Raw genomic sequence first — 21,215 nt, 5'->3', positions numbered from 1 at the left:
TTGCACATAAAACGCCTGTTTCTAATTTTTTACCTGCTGTTTTCCGCCTCTCTGTTGTCTGCCCAGACCAGCATCAGCGGTCTGGTAAAAGACAGCATCGGAGATCCGGTTGAAGGAGCATCTGTAACCATTGTGGATAAAGACGGTGCTGGCATTGCATTTGAAAAAACCGATCAGAAAGGTGTTTTTATGTGCAGATTTCAGAATACCAGCGCACAGTTATCCATTAAAATAACGGCCCTGGGTTATCAGCAATCTATTGTGCCGCTTAGCGGAAGCGCGGATGAAAGGTATGTAATTACCTTAAAAAAGATAGTCAGGCAATTGCAGGAGGTAGTCATCAAATCGGACAGCAAAATATCTTTGTCAAGCGACACCTTAAAATACAATGTAAAAGCATTTGCCGATAAAAATGATCGCGTTATTGCCGATTTAATCAGCCGGCTGCCCGGTATACAGGTTGATGAAAAAGGCGCCATCAGTTACAACGGAAAGCGCATCAATAATGTGTATATTGATGGAGACAATCTTTTAAGTGGCAGATACAGGCTCGCAACCAATAATGTACCTGTTGGTGCTGTAGAACAGGTACAGGTAATAGAGCGCGACCAGCCGGTAAAGGCCTTAAACGGTTACGTAGTTGCCAATAATGTTTCATTAAACCTTAAGCTAACTGACAGCGCCCGTACCATGTCCATTAATACAGGGCATATTGGCCTGGGCAATAAAGCTTACCATGCCGAGCTGAACAACCTTATTTTCAAGCAAAAGCTGAAGAGCATTAATAACCTCAAAACAAATAATATTGGTGAAAACCTGGAAACTGAAAACGCCGATGTCGGGCTGCCGGCCAATGGCAGTGAAATGAATTTAAGGAGCCCGAGGCCTTACCTTTCTATGCAGAATGAAACCCTGCCTGCTGTTGCAGAGCAATATTATTTAATGAATAATGACAATGCTGCAAACATCAACACCCTATTCAAATTTAAAACGGACTGGTCTTTGCGCTTAAATGTTTCCACACTTCAGCTCAAACGTAAAAACAGGTATAACAATCAGCTGAATTATTTTTTGCCGGGTTCAGATACGATAAGTTATGATGAAGCACAAAACAGCACATTTAAGCTAAACCAGTGGCAGGTTCAGGCCCAGATCGAGAAAAACAGCAATTCAATATATTTAAGGTCGGTTACCAGGATCGATCTTCCAAAATGGGACAGAATCGGGAATACGGCTCAGAACGGACAGGATTTTAAACAAAATCAGCCCTCCTCATATTCGTCGCTAAGTAACGAGACTAATCTGATTAAGGCCCTTGGGGTAAACAATATACTTCAGTACAACGCGCTGCTGCAGTATTACAAACTTAATGAAGCTTTGACCATTCTGCCTGGAATTCAGGAAAACATTGTTAACGACAGTATAGGATACCTTAAGCTGGACCAGCAGGCGCGTACCCGGAATATCTTTATTAACCAATCGATAACTTACAAAACCAAATTTGACCAGTTTATCCTTTCTGCCTCCTTGGGTCTCTTCTATGAACGGAATAAATTAAATTCGGGTTTGTATAAAACAGACAGCAGCCTGGTAACAAGTGCTGTAGGGAACCAGTTTAAGAATGCTATCGTATTTGACAATCTTGGTTTTTTTGGCAGAGCCTCTGCTATTTATCTCTTTGAAAAAGGATCGTCGGTTAGCATAGAGGCAAGCCCGACTTACAGCTTTATCCATTATACTGGTCAAAAAAAGACTGCTTCCGGCAAAAATGCCTGGTTCCTGCCCAACCCTGTAATTGAGTTTCGCAAAAGAACAGGCAATTATGCGGAAACAAATTTCAGGTATTCCAGGCAAACAGAATTTGGCCAGGTCAATGATGTTTATCAGGGAACCATGCTGGTGAACTACAGGCAGTTTAACTTTAATGATGCCCCACTGCCAAAAACAAACATCAGTTCAATAGGGCTAAGGTATGCTTACAGGAAACCCTTAAAAATGTTGTTTTATAATCTGAGTTTCAACTACGACCAGACAAAACAAAACTTTATCAATACCTATACGCTTGATAGCGGCCTTACAAAATCGGTAGCCATTGATTTTAAGAACAGGACCGATAGGTATGCCCTGACTGCGAACCTTTCCAAATACCTGTTCTTTCTTTCTACCAATGTTTCGGCCTCCGGTAACCTGAGCCTGCAAAAAGGAAATAGTTTTTACAATGGACAGATCTCACCATACCATTCCTATGTCGTTAGCTTTTCGGGTGCGGCCAGAAGAAAAATATTCAGTAAAGCAACAGTCTCAGTTACTGCAGAGACCGGGAAATTTATAAACGAACAAAAAATATCCGGCAGCGCTGTAACTAAAAACGCCACAGACTTTAAAAAAATAAAAGCGGAGTGGCAGCACAGTTTAACCGCGCAGTTGTTGTACGGTGTAAGCTATAAATTCAGCTGGTATAAACAATCTTTACAAAACCCGGTAGCCAATCACTTTATAGATCTTAACCTCAAATATACCCCCGCAAAATGGAAGAGCTATTTTGAGCTACATGGCATCAATCTGATCAACCAAGGCGTATACAAACAGATCGTTTCCAATTCAAATCAGCTTTCAGTATTCCAGATGCCGCTCCGGGCAAGAACGGTTCTTTTAAAATATGCTTTTTCTTTTTGATGGCCGTATAAGTTGAATTTATCGGTAAAAAGTTAGAACTTGCAGGGGCCTCAAAAATGCAAAATGATGTCAAAAAGCAAGAAAACGGAAACTGAAAACCCAAAGTCCAGAAAAGTAGCTTCAGGGCCGCTCCGGGAGAAGGCCCGCTCCATGAAAAAACTGGTAAACGCCGTAGGGAAAGTACTGCAGAAGCATGGCTATCCGGGACTTACCGCGGTTAACATCGCCAATGAGGCAGGCCTGAACAGGAAACTGATCTATACCTATTTTGGTACGCTCGACAACCTGATAGAAACCTATATCATGGAGAAGGATTTCTGGAAATCAGGCGCAAAGAAAATGCTCAGTAATTTAATGGCAAATCCGGATAACCTTGGAAAAGTAATGGTAAATACACTATTACAAGCCCAGTTTGATACCCTGCTGAATGATAAGGTTCAGCAAAAGATCATGCACTGGGGCCTGGCAGGGAAGAATAAAATGTTAAGGAGCGCCGCAGATCAGCGGGAGGCCACAGGTGATGGTTTGCTGGAGATTTTAGACAAGGATTTTGAACAGTCCGGGGTCGATATCCGGGCCTTTTTGGCATTGCACATCGCGGGCATTTATTACCTGTCCCTGCACGCAAAATCCAATGGCAGTACTTTTTGCGGTATTGACATCAATGATGCCAAAGGAAAAGTGCGCATTTCTAAAGCCATTCAGCATAATGTCGAAACAGTTTACAAGGCCGCAGGGATTGACAAATAAGTTTGTCCTTAGCTTCTTCAGATCTTTGAACCTGATCAGCTAATTTCAATTTGCAATGAGTTCGTCTAACCGGGCGGCCGACCGGCACACAATTTCGTCCAGTTCCACAATACAGCTGTCCACCATCGGATAATATTTGCTCTTTTCCAGCTGATCGTCCGTTTCCCTGATCAGTTCGGCAAGCCCCAGTATAGAGGCCAGCGGCTTTCGTATTTCGTGCGAATTTATCCAGGCAATTTCTTTCAGCATGGTGTTTTGTTCGTTAATGAGGGCCTGCTGTTTTCTGCTCTCTTCCAGGCTTTTTTTAAGGAAGTCCATGTTTTTCTTTTGGCCCCTGTGGTAAAGGTTGATCAGGTATTGCAGCAGCAATGCACTGATGCCTATAAACAAAAAAGCCTTTAAACTGTGCATCACTGCACGGTTATGGGCCGGCATTCCATCAATCCAAACCGAAATGACCTGATCGCTCAGGATTACCCATATACTTCCTATAACCAGGTACAGCAATACGATGTAGTTTTTGTTTTTCATGGCAAGCGTTTTCATTCAATTGAAGTTAATCTTTTTAATTGTAAAAAACTGCAACAGGATTGGAATCCTACAGAATGAACCGACCGGCGGAGCCTTACAAAATGATATTCCTTTTAAAAGCGCAGCCCAGTTCAATTATAGAATCGGTTTTGGCAATACCGGGTATGTTGTCAATTTTTTCATAAAGCACCTGCCTCATGTGTTCATGGTTTTTGGCAACAATCTTAACGTAAAGGGTATAGTTGCCGGTGATATAATAACACTCGGTAACCTCGGGGATTTTTTTGAGTTCGTCTATAATGCGATTGGAATCATGGTCTTTCTCCAGGGTGATGCCCGTAAAAGCCCCCCAGTCGTAACCTATTTTTTTCTCATTTAAAACCGGTTTGATCCCGGTTAAAATACCTTGTTCGGTTAAGCGCGCTATCCTTTGGTGAACCATGGTATTGGATACACCCAGGGCAGTTGCAATAGCAGAATAAGCCATCCGTCCGTCTTGTTCAAGTTGTTTTAAAATCTGAACGTCAAATTCATCTATGTGTTCCATTAATAATTCAAATTAGGTTTTAACCAATGTAGATATAAATAAGTTAAATTGACTTTAATTCTTTTGTGTAAAGTCAAATTTAACTTTTTAGTCTATAAAATAATAAATATAGTTACCTTTGCCTGTACACCAAATACTTCAGCAATGGAAATCTCAGCAAATTTAAGCAAAAGCGAAACGCTAATTGAAAAAGAAAACAGATATGGCGCGCACAACTATCACCCATTACCGGTAGTTTTGGAAAAAGGTGAAGGCGTTTTTGTCTGGGATGTTGAAGGGCAGCGTTATTACGATTTTCTTTCAGCGTATTCGGCCGTGAACCAGGGGCATTGCCATCCAAGGATTATCGGTGCTTTGAAACAGCAGGCAGAAAAGTTAACCCTTACTTCCCGTGCTTTTTACAGCGATAAATTGGGCAGTTTTGAAGAATTTATTTGCAATTTATTTGGCTTTGATAAGGCCCTGGTGATGAACTCTGGTGTGGAAGCTGTTGAAACTGCCATAAAACTTTGCCGTAAATGGGCCTACCAGGTAAAGGGCATTCCAGCCAACCAGGCAAAAATAGTTTTTGCAAACGGCAACTTTCATGGCCGTACCATTTCGGTCATCTCTGCATCTGATGATGAAAGTGCCAGGAAAGATTTTGGCCCCTTTGTAGAGGGTATTGTACAGGTTCCGTATAACGATGTAATCGCCTTTGAAGCCTTGCTAAAGGCAGATAAAAATATTGCAGGTTTTATTGTAGAGCCAATACAGGGAGAGGCTGGCGTAGTTGTGCCAGACAGCCACTACCTAAGCCATATACAGGCTTTATGTAAAGCGCATCGGGTGCTGTTTATTGCTGATGAGATCCAAACAGGTATTGCCCGTACCGGAAGTATGCTGGCTTCCTACAATGTGGGGGCTGATGATAGCAGTAAACCAGATGTTTTAATATTAGGTAAAGCCCTCTCAGGCGGTGTACTGCCTGTTTCGGCAGTACTGGCCAATGATGAGGTCATGCTCACCATTAAACCGGGAGAACATGGTTCTACTTACGGTGGGAACCCGCTTGCCTGTGCGGTAGCTATGGAAGCACTGCAGGTTGTAATTGATGAAAAATTAGCGGAAAATGCGCACCGGCTTGGCGGATTGTTCAGGACCGGGTTGACCGAAATTGCGAACAGAATTGGGGTGATCAGTCTGATCAGGGGCAAAGGCCTGCTGAACGCCATCGTGATCAACAGTGAGGAAAGCTCTGACCTGGCCTGGCAGATCTGTTTGAAATTTAAAGAGAACGGTTTGCTGGCAAAGCCTACCCACGGCAATAAGATCCGTTTAGCTCCTCCATTGGTCATTACCGAGGCGCAGATCAAAGAGTGCCTGGCCATCATCGAAAAGTCTTTGATGGAATTTGCCTGATATTTTATGAAAAATCCGATCAGGCTCATCAAAAACAGATCTGATATTGGTGCTGGTACCCGGGGATCTGACATGGGCATAGATGCCATTGAAATTGCCGCCATCAACAAGGGAAGTGAATATTTTAATAATTTTCCTTTTGTTGATGTGGAAACCCACAATGAAACGATCTACAATAAAGACAGAAACTCCTTTGCCAAAAGAATAGCGCATGTGCTGGAGCAATGTACCCGTGTGGCCCAAACAGTAGAAAACACTTTACTGGAAAACTGCTTTCCACTGGTGTTTTCGGGCGATCACTCCTCTGCTTTAGGTACCATAAGCGGCATTAAAACCGCATATCCCGATAAAACACTCGCTGTCATATGGATAGATGCCCATGCCGATCTGCATTCGCCTTTTACCTCGCCTTCGGGCAATATACATGGAATGCCGCTGGCAGCTGCCCTGGCCAGCGATAACCTGAGCTGTAAAGTGAATAAAGTTGAGGTAGAGACTGTACTACTGTGGGACAGGCTAAAGAAAATAGGAACTGCTGAACCTAAATTAAAACCTGAGCACCTGATCTATTTCGGGGTCAGGGATACAGAAGCAGCAGAAGATATCCAGATGGAAAATTCAGGCATCAGAAACTACAAAGTGGAAGAAGTCCGTTACAGAGGATTAGCTACCTGTGTAGGGGAGGCATTGGAAAAAATACAGGAATGCGATCTGATCTATATTTCTTTTGATGTGGACAGCATGGATTGTGACCTGATCTCGCAGGGGACCGGGACCCCGGTTTCTAAGGGTTTTGATCAGTATGAGGTCATTGCTATTATAGAGGCAATTATTGCTTCTCAGAAAGTTGTATGTTTTGAAGTGGTAGAGGTAAACCCCTTGCTGGACAATAAAGGGAATAAAATGGCTGAAACCACTTTTGAAGTATTGGAACGGGTGACCGGTTCGATCGGGGAATACAGGTAATATTATATTTTAATATAAAGTTAATATATTACGGCTTGCTTAATTGCGGAATTTTTCCGGAACTTTATCTTTTATAATATTAAGCGAGATATAAGAACCATGGCTGCCTACGGCACATTTACTGATGAGGAATTGACTGCCTTGCTTAAAGAAGGAGACCATGCCGCATTTACGGAGATTTATCATCGGTATTGGAAAAAACTGTTTTACATTGCCGGAAAAAAACTGGGCAATCTGGAAGAAGCAGAGGAAGTGGTTCAGAATATTTTTATGTCGCTCTGGAACCGTAGGGCGGTCATCGTTATCACAACTACTTTGGGTGCCTATCTAACTACCTCGGTAAAATACTGGATCATTAAAATACTGGACAAGCAGTACCACCAGCAAAAATATACCCAAAGTATTGCCAGTCATGTGCTCGACGATTCTACCCAGCAATGGCTTGAATTTCTGGACCTGAAAGAAATTCTGGACAGGTATATCTCTGAACTGCCTGAAAAATGTCAATTGGTGTTTAACATGAGCAGGAACCTGAACATGTCTCAGAAACAGATCGCCGAAGAGCTCAATATTTCTGAAAAAACAGTTGAAGCGCATATGGGAAAGGCGATAAAAACTTTACGGACAAAGTTTAGCCAGTTCTTTTTGACTTTATTGTAATTTTTTTTGAATGCAACTAAGGGATTTTCATTTCAGGATGGATACTATAATTACAGGCCCTAAGAAATGGAACATTCAGAAGAACTACAAAGATACAGATACCTTGCCTCGAAATGGCTGGACCATAGCATAACGGAAGAAGAGCTCAGAGAGTTCAATGACTGGTATACGGCAAACCTTGATACCCCATTAAACATTCCGGCTTCTTTTGCAGCAACTGAGCCGGTGCTGGAAACAAGGATCCTCCAAAAATTAAACGATAAACTTGAAGCTGAAACAACAGCGGAAACCAAGCACCATAAGTTACAAGTCAAGGCAAAAAACAACTGGCTCCTGCGTATTGCAGTAGCTGCCTCCATCCTGATTGCCACGGGGGCCGGATTGTGGTTTTACCAGAACCGAACAATAGAGTCCCCATTACGGAATGTAGCCCAAACCGACATCCCTCCGGGTAAAAATACAGCTATGCTGACCTTCTCAAATGGAGCGGTAGTACAACTCAGCGATGCCAGGAAAGCAGTTTTCATTGATCACGACAAGTTAAAATACAATGATGGCACTGCGGTAGGTATGGGTACCGAAGCCAGGGGGATTTTATCCGGTGAGCTGATCACAGCAGCTACTCCAAAAGGGGGGACTTACCAGCTGATTTTATCCGACGGAACGCATGTCTGGTTAAATGCCGATAGCAAATTGTCGTTCCCATCACAGTTCGCCGGCAATAACCGTACAGTGACCCTCAGTGGAGAAGCGTATTTTGAAGTCGCTAAAAATAAGGCAAAGCCATTTGTCGTGAATTATGGTAAATCAGCTGTAGAGGTATTGGGTACCCATTTCAATATTATGGCCTATAAAGATGAGGCAGCCAGCAAAGTTACTTTAATTGAAGGTGCGGTTAAGGTTAACAGCGGAACAGAAAAAGTTCTGCTGAAACCAGGGCAGCAGGCTGAAATTTCGGAACGGGCAGGGGCAGTAATTGCACTGAATAATGATGTAGATACAGAGCAGGTCGTAGCCTGGAAGAACGGATATTTTATGTTTGCCAATGAACCTGTTGAGAGCATTATGCGTAAAATATCCCGCTGGTACGATGTAACTGTTGTTTATGAGGACAACCTGCAGGACAAAGCCCTGTGGGGTACCGTGTCACGTTTTAAAAATGTATCGGAAGTTTTAAAACGCCTGGAACTTACAGGGGTGGTACGCTTTAAAATGGATAACCTGAATGGTAAGGGGAAAGAAAGGAGGATCATTGTTATGAAATAGCTATACACCATTCAGCATAATTAGCTAAAAAACCAGGAGCGATTGCAGCGCCCCCGGTTTACCCGCATGAATGCGGTTTAGGTGATCATTGCCCTTAGAGACATTATAATAAGATCGAACAAATTATAAACCAACCTAATATTCAAAGATATGGAAATTTATCCTTATGAACTCTGTAATAAAAAATGTTACAGGGGTTATAAACTATTCTTGATCATGAAACTAATAGTTTTTTTTCTTCTCACTGGTTTGCTGCAGGTAAGTGCAAGCGGCTTTGCCCAGCGGGTAACGTTGTCAGAAAAAAATGCAAAGCTTGAGCAGGTTTTCAGTAAGATCCGCAAGCAAACCGGTTTTGATTTTTTATGTGATGCAGATATCATCAGGCAAACCAAACCAATTACTTTAGCTGTTAAAAACAGCCCCCTGACCACTGTGCTGGAAAAGTGCTTTGAAGGACAAAAGGTGTCTTTCAGTTTTATAGATAACATGATTGTAATCAGAAAAATGGCAGGAGGCCAGCTCCCTGAATTAAAAATAGTGACTATAAAAGGAGTAGTAACGGATACCAAAGGACAGCCCCTGCCTGGGGTGTCTGTGAAGCTGAAGGGAGCTTCTTCCGGAGGTGCAAGTACCAATCGCGCAGGCCAGTATACCATAACGATACCTGAACCGTCAGGCAGCCTGGTTTTCTCTTTTATGGGCTTTATCACAAAGGAGGTTCCGGTTGAGGGGAGGACCAGTATTGATGTACAGCTGACAGAGTCGAATACTGCCTTGAATGAAGTGGTGGTAGTGGCTTACGGCACACAGACCGCCAGAAACCTGGTGGGATCTGTTGCAACCTTATCTGCTACAGATATTAAAGATCAGCCAACAGGAACATTTGCCGAGCGGCTCAGCGGAAAGCTGCCGGGTGCCCAGGTGGCACAAACAACAGGCCGCCCAGGGCAGGGAATGGACCTGCGGATACGCGGGGCGGCTTCATTGGGCACCAATGTAAGGCCCTTAATTGTAGTTGATGGACAACCCATGCCGGCAAATCCAGACAACATCAATAACATCAATGCCGATGAGATCGAGTCGTTCACGATTCTGAAAGACGCTTCGTCAACTGCTTTGTATGGTTCAAGGGCAGCAAATGGTGTAATTATCATTACTACAAAAAGAGGAAAAGCGGGGGGTACGCAAATAAATTTCAATTCTTATTATGGTGTTGCTTCCCTGATGAAAGAACTCATTCCTCCGGTAATGAATGCCAACCAGCTGGCTACCTACATGAAGGGATTTTATGAAGATAAGATCAAATATGAAGGTTTTACAGGTACCGTTCCGGCCGTATACCAAAATCCAGATCAATATGGTGTGGGCACCGACTGGTTTGATGTACTCACCAGGAATGCTCCCGTCCAAAACTATAGCCTTTCCATCAATACCGGAAATGAAAAATCCTCTTTCAGTCTGATTGGAGGCTTTTTTAACCAGCAAGGCATACTTAAAAATACGGGTTATAAGCGATTTTCCCTAAGGGCCAACGGCGACATCAGTTTAAGCAAAAACATCAAAGTCGGTTTTGGGGTGGCACCATCTATCCAGCTGGAGCACAACAACAGGCAGGGAACGGGCTTTAATGTCGACGGTCAGCGCAATATATTTGCGGCTGCTTCGATGATTCCTACCATGGGTTCACCCTATAATCCGGATGGCTCGCTGGCACTGGGTATTTCAGGTTTTACCAATCAGTTTGTTTGGGCAAACCCACTCCGGCAGCTGTTGGAGGTACAGGATGATGCCAACAGGATCCGTGTGCTGGCCAATGTATTTACGGAAATTAAGCTGACCAACGCTTTAACATTCCGGGCCTCGGGAAGTGCCGATGTAGGAAATATGACGCGCAACAGGTTTATCCCCTCTACCTCTATGGGTGGTTTTAATGCCGTGCCTATTGAAAACCCTCCTCCGGGTAACAACAGCGCACTGGGGCAGGCATTGAACAATAGTGACTATACCTGGCTCAATGAAAATACGCTTAATTATCAGAAGCGTTTTGGGCAACACGCATTGCAATTACTGGGCGGTCTCAGTGTTCAACGGTCAACCGGTCTGGCAAGCGATATGGTGGGCCGTGATTTTCCGGACGATAAGATTACTTATTTAAGTGCGGCCACACGTTTTACCACCAACACTTCAAGCTTTAACGCCTGGTCAATGCTGTCTGTGCTGAGTCGGTTAAACTACAGTTATAAAGATCGTTATATTTTACAGGCCACCTTAAGGAGAGATGGGTCCTCCCGCTTTGGCAACAATTACAAATGGGGTACTTTTCCATCGGTTGGTGCAGGCTGGATTGTGAGCGAAGAAGATTTCCTGAAAAGTGTTCCAAAAATAAGCTTTCTGAAACTAAGGGCCAGTTATGGATTAACGGGGATGAATGAAATCGGAAATTACACCACAGCGGCCAGTATAGGGAATGCCAATTACACCTTTTCCGGCAGCCTGGCCCCAGGAAAAGTACAAAATAGTCTGGGCAATCAGGACCTGGCCTGGGAACGTAATAAGCAATTTGATGCAGGGCTGGACCTGGGTTTGTTTAACGACCGCATCAACTTCACTTACGACTACTACAATAAACTGACTTCGGGTTTATTGTTTTCGGTTCCTGTTCCGCAATCTTCAGGCTTTACCACAGTACAGGATAACCTGGGCGATATCAGTCAGTGGGGGCATGAGTTTGTGCTGAGCACTAAAAACATGACCGGTAACTTTAAATGGAATACAAGTTTCAACATTTCCTTTAACAGGAACCTGGTTAAACGGATCGGGTTGAACAACATTTCGTTTGCAGATTCGCCCACAACTACACTCAGCGAATTTACGGATTACCGGACCCTGGTTGGCAAGCCTGTTGGCCAGTTCTATGGTTATATATTTGACGGCATATTCATGAACCAGGCCGAGGCCGATGCCGGGCCTAAATATTATGGTACCGGTACAACCACAGTTTCCCGTGCCGGAACGGTAAGATTTAAGGATCTGAACGGTGATGGTAAGATCACTTATCCGGAAGATCAGACTGTGATTGGCGATCCCAACCCGAAATTTATTTTTGGCCTGAGCAATAACTTTCAATACAAAAATTTCGATTTGAGCATAGCCATCTCGGGTACTTCCGGAAACAAGCTGAAAAACGGGATGCAGGAAAGTACTTACAACCTGGATGGGGTGTTTAACGGACCTCCGGAACTGCTCAAGCGCTGGCGGTCTGAAGAAGATCCCGGCAATGGCAGGATTGCACGGACTTTGGCCGGTACCACGGCAGCTTACCGCACAGACAATACCTTGTTTATTTACGATGCCTCGCACCTCACCATCAACAACGTTGCCCTTGGTTATAGCTTTAAAAAGTGGAGAACGCCATACATCAAAAACCTGAGGATATATACCTCTGTGCAGAATGCCTACATTTTTACCAGTTATCCGGGCAATCCGGAGGTAAGTGCCGGGGGGCTCGGATTTGTAACCCAGCAGGGGCAGGACCTGGGCGCTTACCCACTTCAACGGACATTTACGTTTGGTTTAAACCTCGACCTTTAAAAACCGATTAAAATGAAAAAGATTACTTACATCATCATAATAGTATTGAGTTTCCTGGAACTCTCGTGTAAAAAGTTCCTGGACGAAACCAATCCCAACAACATCACATTGGGTAACTATTTTAAAAATGAGAATGACTTTAACCTGGCTGTCAACGGTGCGTACAATCAATTGCGTGGACTTTACAACAACAAAAGTGCCTGGACGATGGGAGAAATGCGGTCAGACAATGCGCATTACGATTATAAGTCATCCGATCAGGCCGTTGCTACAGTTAACCGCTGTGCGGTCGCGGATTTTCTGGACGATAAATTTAACAACCAGACCCCTCCCAAATGGAATGCGGGTTTCAATACCATTTCGGCCGCCAATGTCATTATAGACCATATCGATGACATTACTTTGCCCGATGCTAGTCGCAATTACATTCTTGGCCAGGCTAAATTTATCCGTGCCTTAGCCTATTTTGACCTGGTGCGCTATTATGGCGGATTGCCCATTTATCCGCGTGCACCCCTTACAAGGGCAGAGACCTATGTTGCCCGCTCCTCAGCTCAGGAAGTGTATAACCTGATCATTGCTGACGCCACAGATGCGGCAGCGATGCTGGGCGCGCCTACTTTTCCTCAAACGGGCCGCGCAACAAAAGGTGCAGCTTTGACATTGCTGGGCGATGTTTACATCAACTTAAAAAAGTATGATCTGGCAGAACAGGTATTGAAGCAGGTAACCGGAATGGGGTATACCCTGTTCCCGAATTATGGTGATGCCTTTCAGCTGGCCAACAAAAATGGAAGGGAATCTGTTTTTGAGGTACAGTTCAATACCGCCCTGGCCGTGCCACAGGCAAATGTAGAGGGTTCTGTTTATAATTTTTTACCACGTATGGTGAACACCACTGTGGTTACAGGTATAAATTTTAATAATGTGACTACAGTTGGAGGTTTCAATACACCAACGCAGGATCTGATCAGTTCTTATGAGGCCGGAGATCAGCGTTTGGATGCTTCAATTGCAATAGCCGAAGGTACCTTTAATGCAACAGACGATTTTACGGCAACAGCTGTAAAATCCGTTGTCGGATACACTGCACCTGCAGGTAAAGTTGGGCGTCCTTTCCCGAAGAAATTCCTGCATACCCATACCATCGGCGGACAAACCAACGACAACTGGCCGGTTTACCGCTATGCAGAAACTTTACTGCTGCTGGCCGAGAGCCTGAACGAACAAAACAAAGGCGGAGAGGCGCTGCCTTATTTGAATACGGTAAGAAGCAGGGCTTTTGGCAATGCTACGGCTAATATTACAAGTACAGACCAGACGGTATTGAGGTCAGCCATCCTGAAAGAAAGAAGAGCAGAACTTGCCTTTGAAAACAAGCGTTGGCTGGATCTGGTGCGGACGGGAAATGCCATTACGGTGATGAATGCTTTTGGTGTGAAGCAAAAGGCGCTTTACAGTTATCTGCAAGCGGGAAGTTACAATGTTACCCAAAACCGGCTGCTATTCCCTATACCCAATGCAGAGATATTGCTGAACGAAAAACTCACGCAGAATGAAGGGTACTGACCAATAAATACACCGACATGAAAAGAAACCTCATTTTATGTGCTTTATTTACCGCAGGACTGATTTGGTCCTGCGGTAAAAACAATACTGCAGAACCACCGGTCGTTAAACCTCCTTTTGTAAGCAAGCCGCCCGAAGCTTTTGCAGGATTTCTGACAGTGCTTACCAATGATGCCAGCAAAAGGATAGAGATCTACGATCCGACAATAGAAAACTGGAATTCAGCTGAAGCAAAAAAATGGTCATGGGCCCCTGCGACTTCGCTTGGCTTTGTGACAGCCGATGTCAGCACTTTTGGCGGAGGAACGGATTTTAAACTCAGAAAGGTGCCGGTATGGAACAATGCCGAATACGCGGCCATCACCGATAACAGCTTTGCAGCTATTGTTGAATACCCTTCCGGACAGCGGAAATGGTCAAAACGCCTTAGCGGGAACCTTCATTCGGCAGAATTATTGCCAAATGGCAACATCGCCATTGCGGCATCTGATGGGGGCTGGATAAGGTTGTATGCCTCCTCACAAGGCCCTGATCAGGAATATTATGCTGAATATCCGTTGATTTCCGCACACGCGGTTTTGTGGGACCCCACAACGAATGTGCTCTGGGTTACCGGTCAGCATTCCACAACCAAAGCGCATATCCTTACCGCCCTTGCTATTGGCGGTACAGCTGCCATGCCTGAGCTTACAGAAATCGTTTCCTGGAGAATCACAATCCCATCGGCCTGGGGGCATGAAATATCTCCATACTATGGCAACAGCAATTTGCTTTGGGTAACCAGCAATGGCGGAGAATATCTGTTCAACAAAAGCACAAAGTCGTTTTCGGTAGCACCAACGGCAGGTCTCACCTTTGTAAAAGGAATGGCTAACCAGCTTAGCGGACAAATTGTACTGACCCGCCCGGATTACAATAAAATCCCAAGGCCAGCTATGAGTTGCGGATTGAACGACTGGAGTACAAGTACGGTGGATTTTTATTCGTCCGGCGGTCAGCTGGATGGAACCAGGGTAGTAAACGGGGCGTGTTTTTATAAAGTTAAGCTGCTGAACAGCAACTATCAGTAGCCGGTCTTTAATCCATCCCTATTTTCACAGACAATCAGAACTTATCAAGATGAAAACGTCGAATGCTAAAATTATGTTCTTTTTTTGCTGCTCAATTCTATTTTCAGCATGTAAAAAAGAAAGTGGACAACAGGAAGCAGATAAAGAAGCCCCTGCAAAAAAACAATCGAATGCCAATGCCACCTTAGCCACTTGTTGCTGGATTGGTACCACCAACCAGGCCAACGACAGGATGGAAGCTTACGACCCTGCTGTAAGCAGCTGGACTATACCTAAATGGTCGTTTAAACCAACAACCGCTTTGGGCTTTAACGCAACTTCAGAACTACCCCTGTGGGGAGATGTAAACGACGTGAAAGTCAGGAACAACAATCATTGGGGTTCAACGCAGGTTATTGTGGCCCACGGCGGAAGGTTATCCGTAATTGCGAAATATCCGGGCGGGCAGCGGATATGGGCAACAGGATTCCCTACTGATGCGGGGATTCACGGTATTGAAATTCTTCCGGATGGAAATTGTGTGGTTGCAGCTGCGGGCACAAGTGCCGGTACCGGTGGCAATTACATCCGGATTTATTCTTCCTCTCAGGCCGCACCCAATCAATATGTAAACACCATATACCCGCTTACCTCTGCCCATCAGGTGCTTTGGGACCCCTCGCAGAATTGCCTCTGGGCCATTGGGGCTACCCTCAATAAGTACGCGTACAATACTGCTGCAAATGGCGGAACGGTTTCCAATCCTAAGCTGTCTTTATTGATGAGTTATTCGCTGAGTACCATTACGCCCTGGGGGCACGATATTGCCACATATGATGGGGATACCAATAAGCTGCTGGTTACAACCAATGGGGGCGTTTATGTATTCAGTAAGTCTGCTGGTGCATTTATTCCCGGCGCAATAACCGGAGCTGCACAACGCGCTTTTGTAAATGCAGTAAGCACCCTTCCGGGCCAGAACATTATGGTGCAGACTTACAAAGATCCGGGTTGTACCTTTAACGGCTGGTGTGCTAACCATGTAGACTTTTACAATCTGGCTACAGGTGCATTTCTGTATTCGCGCACGGTAAGTACTGCGGCTTTTTACAGGGGAAAATCGTTTGATCCGAATTATTAAAGTTATCTGTATATGAGATTAAAAGTAAAAGCCCTTTTTCTGCTATTCCTGTTTTGTGTTATGGGTACAAAGGCGCAGGACGCAGGGTTGCGGAGCGCTATCATTCCGGCACCCGCAAAGGTTGAAAAACTTGAGGGTGAATTTGTGTTTAATGACCAGACGGTCATCACAGCAGATGATATGCTGGCGGAACCCATGGCCCGTTTTTTGAAAACGTACCTTTCTGGTCGCAGTAAAACCGGTACAGTACAAAGTAAGCGCAATCGCATAAGGTTTACCAGCAAAGGCGCCGATGGCTTGCCAGATGAGGGTTATAAGTTGAACATTACACCAGAAGGTATAATGATAAGGGGCAAAAAAGCAGGATTGTTTTACGGTATGCAATCGCTGATCCAGCTGTTTCCATTTGAGGCTTCGGATAACATAAAGCTCCCTTGCATGAACATCACGGATTATCCCCGATTTGCTTATCGTGGCCTGATGCTCGATGTGTCGCGCCATTTTTTTACCGTAGCCCAGGTTAAAGATCTGCTCGATATCATGGCACATTATAAATTAAACCGCTTTCACTGGCATTTGACTGACGATCAGGGCTGGAGGATAGAAATCAAAAGTCTTCCAAAACTTACGCAGATAGGGGCCTTTAGGGTGCCACGTAATGGAGATTTTGGCGCTATGGAAGCTCCACGTCCGGGCGAAAAGGCTACCGATGGTGGTTTTTATACACAGGAGGAAATAAAGGATGTGGTTAGGTATGCGGCAGAAAGGAACATCCAGGTTATGCCCGAAATAGACGTTCCCGGCCATTCCATGGCCGCAATTGCCGCCTATCCGTATCTTTCCTGCACACAGGATACCAGTATCAAAGTAAACCCGGGCAGCAGTTTTGCCAAATGGTTCCCCGATGGGAAATATGAAATGTATATAGACAATACACTTAATCCTGCAAGTGAAGCAACCTATGTGTTCCTGGATAAGGTTTTTACTGAAGTGGCAGCCCTGTTTCCCTATGAATACATCCATATAGGGGGAGATGAATGCTTCAAGGGATTCTGGGAAAAGGATGCAGGCATACAGGCTTTCATGAAAAAAATGAACATCGGCAGCGCACATGAATTGCAGGGTTACTTTATCAGCAGGCTCAACAAAATCATCCGTTCAAAAAACAAAAAACTGATTGGCTGGGATGAAATACTGGAAGGCGGACTGAACGACCAGGTTGCCATAATGAACCGTTTTGGAGAGAAGGGGGCAATTACCCAGCTAAAGAAAGGGCTGAACATTGTTCTGGCCCCTGGAAATAATGGTTTGTATTTTGATTATGCGCAGAGCCGTTCAGATATGGAGCCTATTAACCATGGCGGTTTTTCTCCGGTCTGGAAAGCTTATGGCTACAACCCTGAGTATGAAGGGTTGAACGATGAAGATAAAAAACACATTATGGGTGTTTCCGGTTGTGTATGGACTGAACACATTCCTTCTGTTTCCAAACTGCAATACATGGTATTTCCAAGAATGTTTGCGCTTGCAGAAACGGCATGGAGCCAGGAATACAACAAAGATTATAAAAGTTTTGCCGAAACTGCTTTGCCTGAGCATCTCGGAAAGCTGGATAAAGCGGGCTACAATTACCGTGTGCCCACACCTTTTGCCTATACCGATACCACGCTGACCGGAAAACACTTTTACTTTGATCTGAAGGTGCCTATGGCCGGGGCGAACATATACTACACTCTGAATAACCGCTTGCCGGGCGATGCAGACCATGAATATCGGGAGCCGGTAAGCTTTGATGTTCCGGAGGGAAAGAAGAGGGTGTTGAAAATAATTGTGATTTCGCCCTCTGGCAGAAGAAGCGTAGTCACCAGCATAACATTGGATAACAGCATTTAAAGAAAACACACAAATGAAATTAAAACAACTATCAATCCTTATTCTGGCAGTAGTACTGTTCTGTCTGCCCGGCTTTCAGCTAAGGCGGGAACAACCCAACCCCGGCAGTTTTGAAGCATTAAAAAAGAGCTTTAAAAACCCGGTTAAGGCATATGGAACAACGCCCTTTTGGGTTTGGAATGCTAAGGTAAGCAGGGAGCTTATAGATTCGATGATGCTCGACTATAAGAAAAACGACTTTGCCGGGGTGATTGTTCACCCAAGGCCCGGACTGATTACCGAATATTTGTCAGAGGAATGGTTCAGCCTGTTTGATTATACCATGCAGCTGGGCAAAAAGCTTGGGCTGAAGGTATGGATCTATGACGAAAATTCTTATCCCACAGGCTTTGGGGGCGGCCTGGTTCCCGATCAGATGCCGGAATCGTATAACCAGGGCCAGATGCTTTACATGAGCGAGGTTGAGCAGCTTCCGGATAACCGTACAGATATTTTTATCGCATTGAAAGCCGAAAACGGGGCATACATCGATGTGAGTTCAAACCTGGATGCAGTGCAAGGCAAAAAAGGAAAGTACCGGATTTTCAAAAAAGTGAATTACGAAAAGTCAAACCGGGGTACGGTAGCAGGTCCTATTGGTTCCTCTTATGTAGACCTGATGGCCAAAGGTGTAACCCAGAAGTTTATGGATGTTACCTTCAAAGGATATGAAAAAGTTGCGGGTCATGAATTTGGAAAAACTGTTCCGGGCATTTTTTCTGATGAACCGACCATTATTAATGAGGGAAAAGACTGTGTGCGCTGGACACCAGATCTGTTCGCCAGCTTCAAAGAGAAATGGGGTTACGACCTGAGCCTTCAGCTGCCCTCACTGTTTGAGGAAACAGGGAACTGGAAAAAAGTACGGCACAACTATTACCAGACCTTGTTACAGTTGTTTATAGACCGCTGGTCTAAGCCTATGTTTAATTACACGCAGCAACACAACCTGATCTGGACAGGGCATTACTGGGAACATGGCTGGCCCAGCCCATATCATGGGCCCGACAATATGGCCATGTACGCCTGGCACCAGATGCCAGGGATAGACATGCTGTTTAACCAGTATAATGAAGAAAAGCCGGTGCAGTTTGGCAACATCAGGGCTGTTAAAGAGTTGGGGAGTGTTGCCAATCAGCTGGGTAAGCAGCGTACACTCTCTGAAACCTATGGTGGTGGCGGTTGGGAGCTCACATTTAAAGATATGAAACGACTCGCCGACTGGGAATTTGTGCTGGGGGTAAATTTTATGAACCAGCACCTTTCGTTCATGACCATTACCGGGGCCAGGAAATACGATTATCCACCAAGTTTTTCTTATCATGAACCCTGGTGGCCATTTTATAAAACGCTGAACCAGTATTTTGCCCGCTTGTCGTTGTGCCTGGCCAGCGGTCAGCAAAAAAATGAGGTGCTGGTTATGGAACCTACCACTTCTGCCTGGATGTATTATTTCAGGGGCAAAGAAAACAAGCGCTTCTTTGAAATCGGAAAAAGTTTCAATGATTTTGTAACCACTTTACAAAAAGAACATGTGGAGTACGACCTGGGTTGTGAAAACATCATCAAAGATCAGGGCCGAATTGAAAATGGAAAGTTCGTTATCGGGCAGCGCAGCTACAACACGGTAGTTATTCCGCCGGGTATGGATAATATTGACGGCCCTACATTTAACCTGTTAAAAACATATGTGAGCCAGGGTGGTAAAGTCATTCTGTTTGAAAAACCTGCTTTTGTGGATGGAGGTGCCATTCCTGCCGATGATTTTTTTGCAGCCGGTAAAACAAATGTGCAGCAGGTTACAGAGGCAGCGCAAAAGCAGACCATCAGGGAAGGTCTGCTGCCGGACGATTTCAGGATCGCTGCTCCCGGCAACCAGGGAACAGGAGGTAACCTTTATTATCAGCGCAGGCAGTTAGCCGACGGACAGCTGGTCTTTCTTTCTAACGCCAGCATGGACGGGACGTCGAAAGGTAAGGTGGTGCTTAACGGCAAAGATGCACTGGTTATGGATCTGTTTACCGGAGAGATACGGGATTATCCAGACAAAGAGGATAAGGGTAAACTGGAGTTCAGTTTCGAGATTCCTCCAGCCGGAAGCATGATGGTCTTTGTGTCGGATAAGAAACAGGCTGGCTTCAGGGCAAGCGATCTGGTACTTCATCAAATGCTTGTAAAAACCACGCCAGCCAGAGTTCTCCGTCCGGTTGAAAACTCGCTGATGATCGATTTTTGCGATCTGGAATTAAAACGGCCCGATACCGCATACCGGGACTTGCATGTTGGTGTAGCTTCCAATACCGCTTTTAAGCATTTTGGGTTTAAGGATGGTGTAGGCAACCCCTGGAATAACCGCACACAGTTTAAGGATAAGATTGTTGCCCGCGACACTTTTGCTGTAGGCACGGGGTATACGGCAACTTATCATTTTGAACTGGCCGGAAATGTTAATCTCAAGCAAGCCCGTGCCGTAGTAGAACAGCGCGGGCTTTGGCAGCATGTTACCATAAATGGTATCAAAGTAAATGCCCTGAAAGGTGAATGGTGGCTCGACCGCTCTTTTGGTGTTTTTGAAATTGGTAAATACCTGAAACCGGGCAAAAACAGCCTGGCTTTGTCGGTTTCACCTATGCGCGTTTATGCAGAGATAGAACCGGTATATATTCTGGGCAATTTTAACCTCGCTCCGGCAGCCAGAGGCTGGAAGATTGTGCCCCCCCAGGCGCTTACATTCGGCCCATGGAATAAACAGGGCCTGCCCTTGTACGGGCAAGGTATTAAATACATCAAAGAATTCCAGGTTCAAAAAGCTGGAATGGAGTATGTCCTCAGACTGAAAAAGTGGAACGGCACTGTTGCTGCGGTGAAAGTTAATGGTATCCCGGCCGGAATTATCAGCTCAGAACCCAATGAACTGAAGATAGGCCCTTATCTTAAAAAGGGCGGCAACCAGATTGAGGTAGAAGTGATTGGCAGCCTGAAGAATTTACTGGGGCCGCACCACAATAAACCTTTGCCCGGACTGGTAGACCCCGGTAAATGGTACAATGTTAAAGTTTATCCTTCAGGAAATGATTATCAGACCTATAGCTACGGCCTGGAAGAAGATTTTGACTTATTGACGCAGGTTAAATAG

Annotated in this window: 14 protein-coding genes; 12 read left to right on the top strand and 2 right to left on the bottom strand. The window is 44.9% G+C overall.

The genetic code is table 11. The features are described from left to right. Both ABIE26_RS10225 and ABIE26_RS10220 read left to right on the top strand, forming a co-directional pair. Complete coding sequence (locus ABIE26_RS10225; RefSeq protein WP_310137118.1) at positions 1 to 2,676, top strand: carboxypeptidase-like regulatory domain-containing protein; 2,676 nt, start codon at positions 1 to 3, stop codon at positions 2,674 to 2,676. A gap of 63 nt (positions 2,677 to 2,739) precedes the next feature. Continuing rightward, the gene (locus ABIE26_RS10220) at positions 2,740 to 3,426 is read left to right on the top strand and encodes a TetR/AcrR family transcriptional regulator (RefSeq protein ID WP_310137120.1); all 687 of its coding nucleotides are present in this window, start codon (positions 2,740 to 2,742) and stop codon (positions 3,424 to 3,426) included. 45 nt (positions 3,427 to 3,471) lie between these two features. Here the strand turns inward: ABIE26_RS10220 and ABIE26_RS10215 are convergent, their stop codons facing one another. Next, the gene (locus ABIE26_RS10215; protein ID WP_310137121.1) at positions 3,472 to 3,972 is read right to left on the bottom strand and encodes a histidine kinase dimerization/phospho-acceptor domain-containing protein; all 501 of its coding nucleotides are present in this window, start codon (positions 3,970 to 3,972) and stop codon (positions 3,472 to 3,474) included. A 79-nt stretch (positions 3,973 to 4,051) separates the two neighbouring features. Continuing rightward, entirely contained in the window at positions 4,052 to 4,504 is a 453-nt protein-coding gene (locus ABIE26_RS10210; RefSeq protein WP_310137122.1) for an Lrp/AsnC family transcriptional regulator, read from the bottom strand. Positions 4,505 to 4,648: 144 nt separating this feature from the next. On the opposite strand from ABIE26_RS10210, the gene rocD reads away from it, so the two are divergent. From rocD to ABIE26_RS10160, 10 genes are all read left to right on the top strand, one after another. Next, entirely contained in the window at positions 4,649 to 5,905 is a 1,257-nt protein-coding gene (gene rocD / locus ABIE26_RS10205) for an ornithine--oxo-acid transaminase (RefSeq protein ID WP_310137124.1), read from the top strand. Between the two features lie 6 nt (positions 5,906 to 5,911). Further along, positions 5,912 to 6,871 carry an arginase gene (locus tag ABIE26_RS10200; RefSeq protein WP_310137125.1) on the top strand — a complete coding sequence of 320 codons (960 nt, stop codon included), beginning with the start codon at positions 5,912 to 5,914 and terminating at the stop codon, positions 6,869 to 6,871. Positions 6,872 to 6,970: 99 nt separating this feature from the next. Then, entirely contained in the window at positions 6,971 to 7,531 is a 561-nt protein-coding gene (locus ABIE26_RS10195) for an RNA polymerase sigma-70 factor (protein ID WP_310137126.1), read from the top strand. A 66-nt stretch (positions 7,532 to 7,597) separates the two neighbouring features. Continuing rightward, positions 7,598 to 8,797: a FecR family protein gene (locus ABIE26_RS10190; RefSeq protein ID WP_310137127.1), complete on the top strand. Its 1,200-nt coding sequence runs from the start codon at positions 7,598 to 7,600 to the stop codon at positions 8,795 to 8,797. Positions 8,798 to 9,013: 216 nt separating this feature from the next. Then, on the top strand, positions 9,014 to 12,388 hold the full coding sequence (locus ABIE26_RS10185) for a TonB-dependent receptor (protein ID WP_310137128.1): 3,375 nt from the start codon (positions 9,014 to 9,016) through the stop codon (positions 12,386 to 12,388). A 12-nt stretch (positions 12,389 to 12,400) separates the two neighbouring features. Continuing rightward, positions 12,401 to 13,957: a RagB/SusD family nutrient uptake outer membrane protein gene (locus ABIE26_RS10180; RefSeq protein ID WP_310137129.1), complete on the top strand. Its 1,557-nt coding sequence runs from the start codon at positions 12,401 to 12,403 to the stop codon at positions 13,955 to 13,957. A gap of 17 nt (positions 13,958 to 13,974) precedes the next feature. Beyond that, positions 13,975 to 15,027, top strand: coding sequence for a DUF6528 family protein (locus tag ABIE26_RS10175; protein WP_310137130.1), 1,053 nt, complete (start codon positions 13,975 to 13,977; stop codon positions 15,025 to 15,027). 49 nt (positions 15,028 to 15,076) lie between these two features. Beyond that, complete coding sequence (locus ABIE26_RS10170; protein WP_310137131.1) at positions 15,077 to 16,147, top strand: DUF6528 family protein; 1,071 nt, start codon at positions 15,077 to 15,079, stop codon at positions 16,145 to 16,147. Between the two features lie 12 nt (positions 16,148 to 16,159). Continuing rightward, complete coding sequence (locus ABIE26_RS10165) at positions 16,160 to 18,040, top strand: beta-N-acetylhexosaminidase (RefSeq protein ID WP_310137132.1); 1,881 nt, start codon at positions 16,160 to 16,162, stop codon at positions 18,038 to 18,040. Between the two features lie 13 nt (positions 18,041 to 18,053). After that, on the top strand, positions 18,054 to 21,215 hold the full coding sequence (locus ABIE26_RS10160) for a glycosyl hydrolase (RefSeq protein WP_310137134.1): 3,162 nt from the start codon (positions 18,054 to 18,056) through the stop codon (positions 21,213 to 21,215).

The sequence above is a fragment of the Pedobacter africanus genome, from assembly GCF_040548825.1.
In the GTDB taxonomy this organism is placed as follows: Bacteria; Bacteroidota; Bacteroidia; order Sphingobacteriales; family Sphingobacteriaceae; genus Pedobacter; species Pedobacter africanus_A.
The sequence above is the reverse complement of the archived record's forward strand: the minus strand, read 5'-3'. Positions and strand labels throughout refer to the sequence as shown.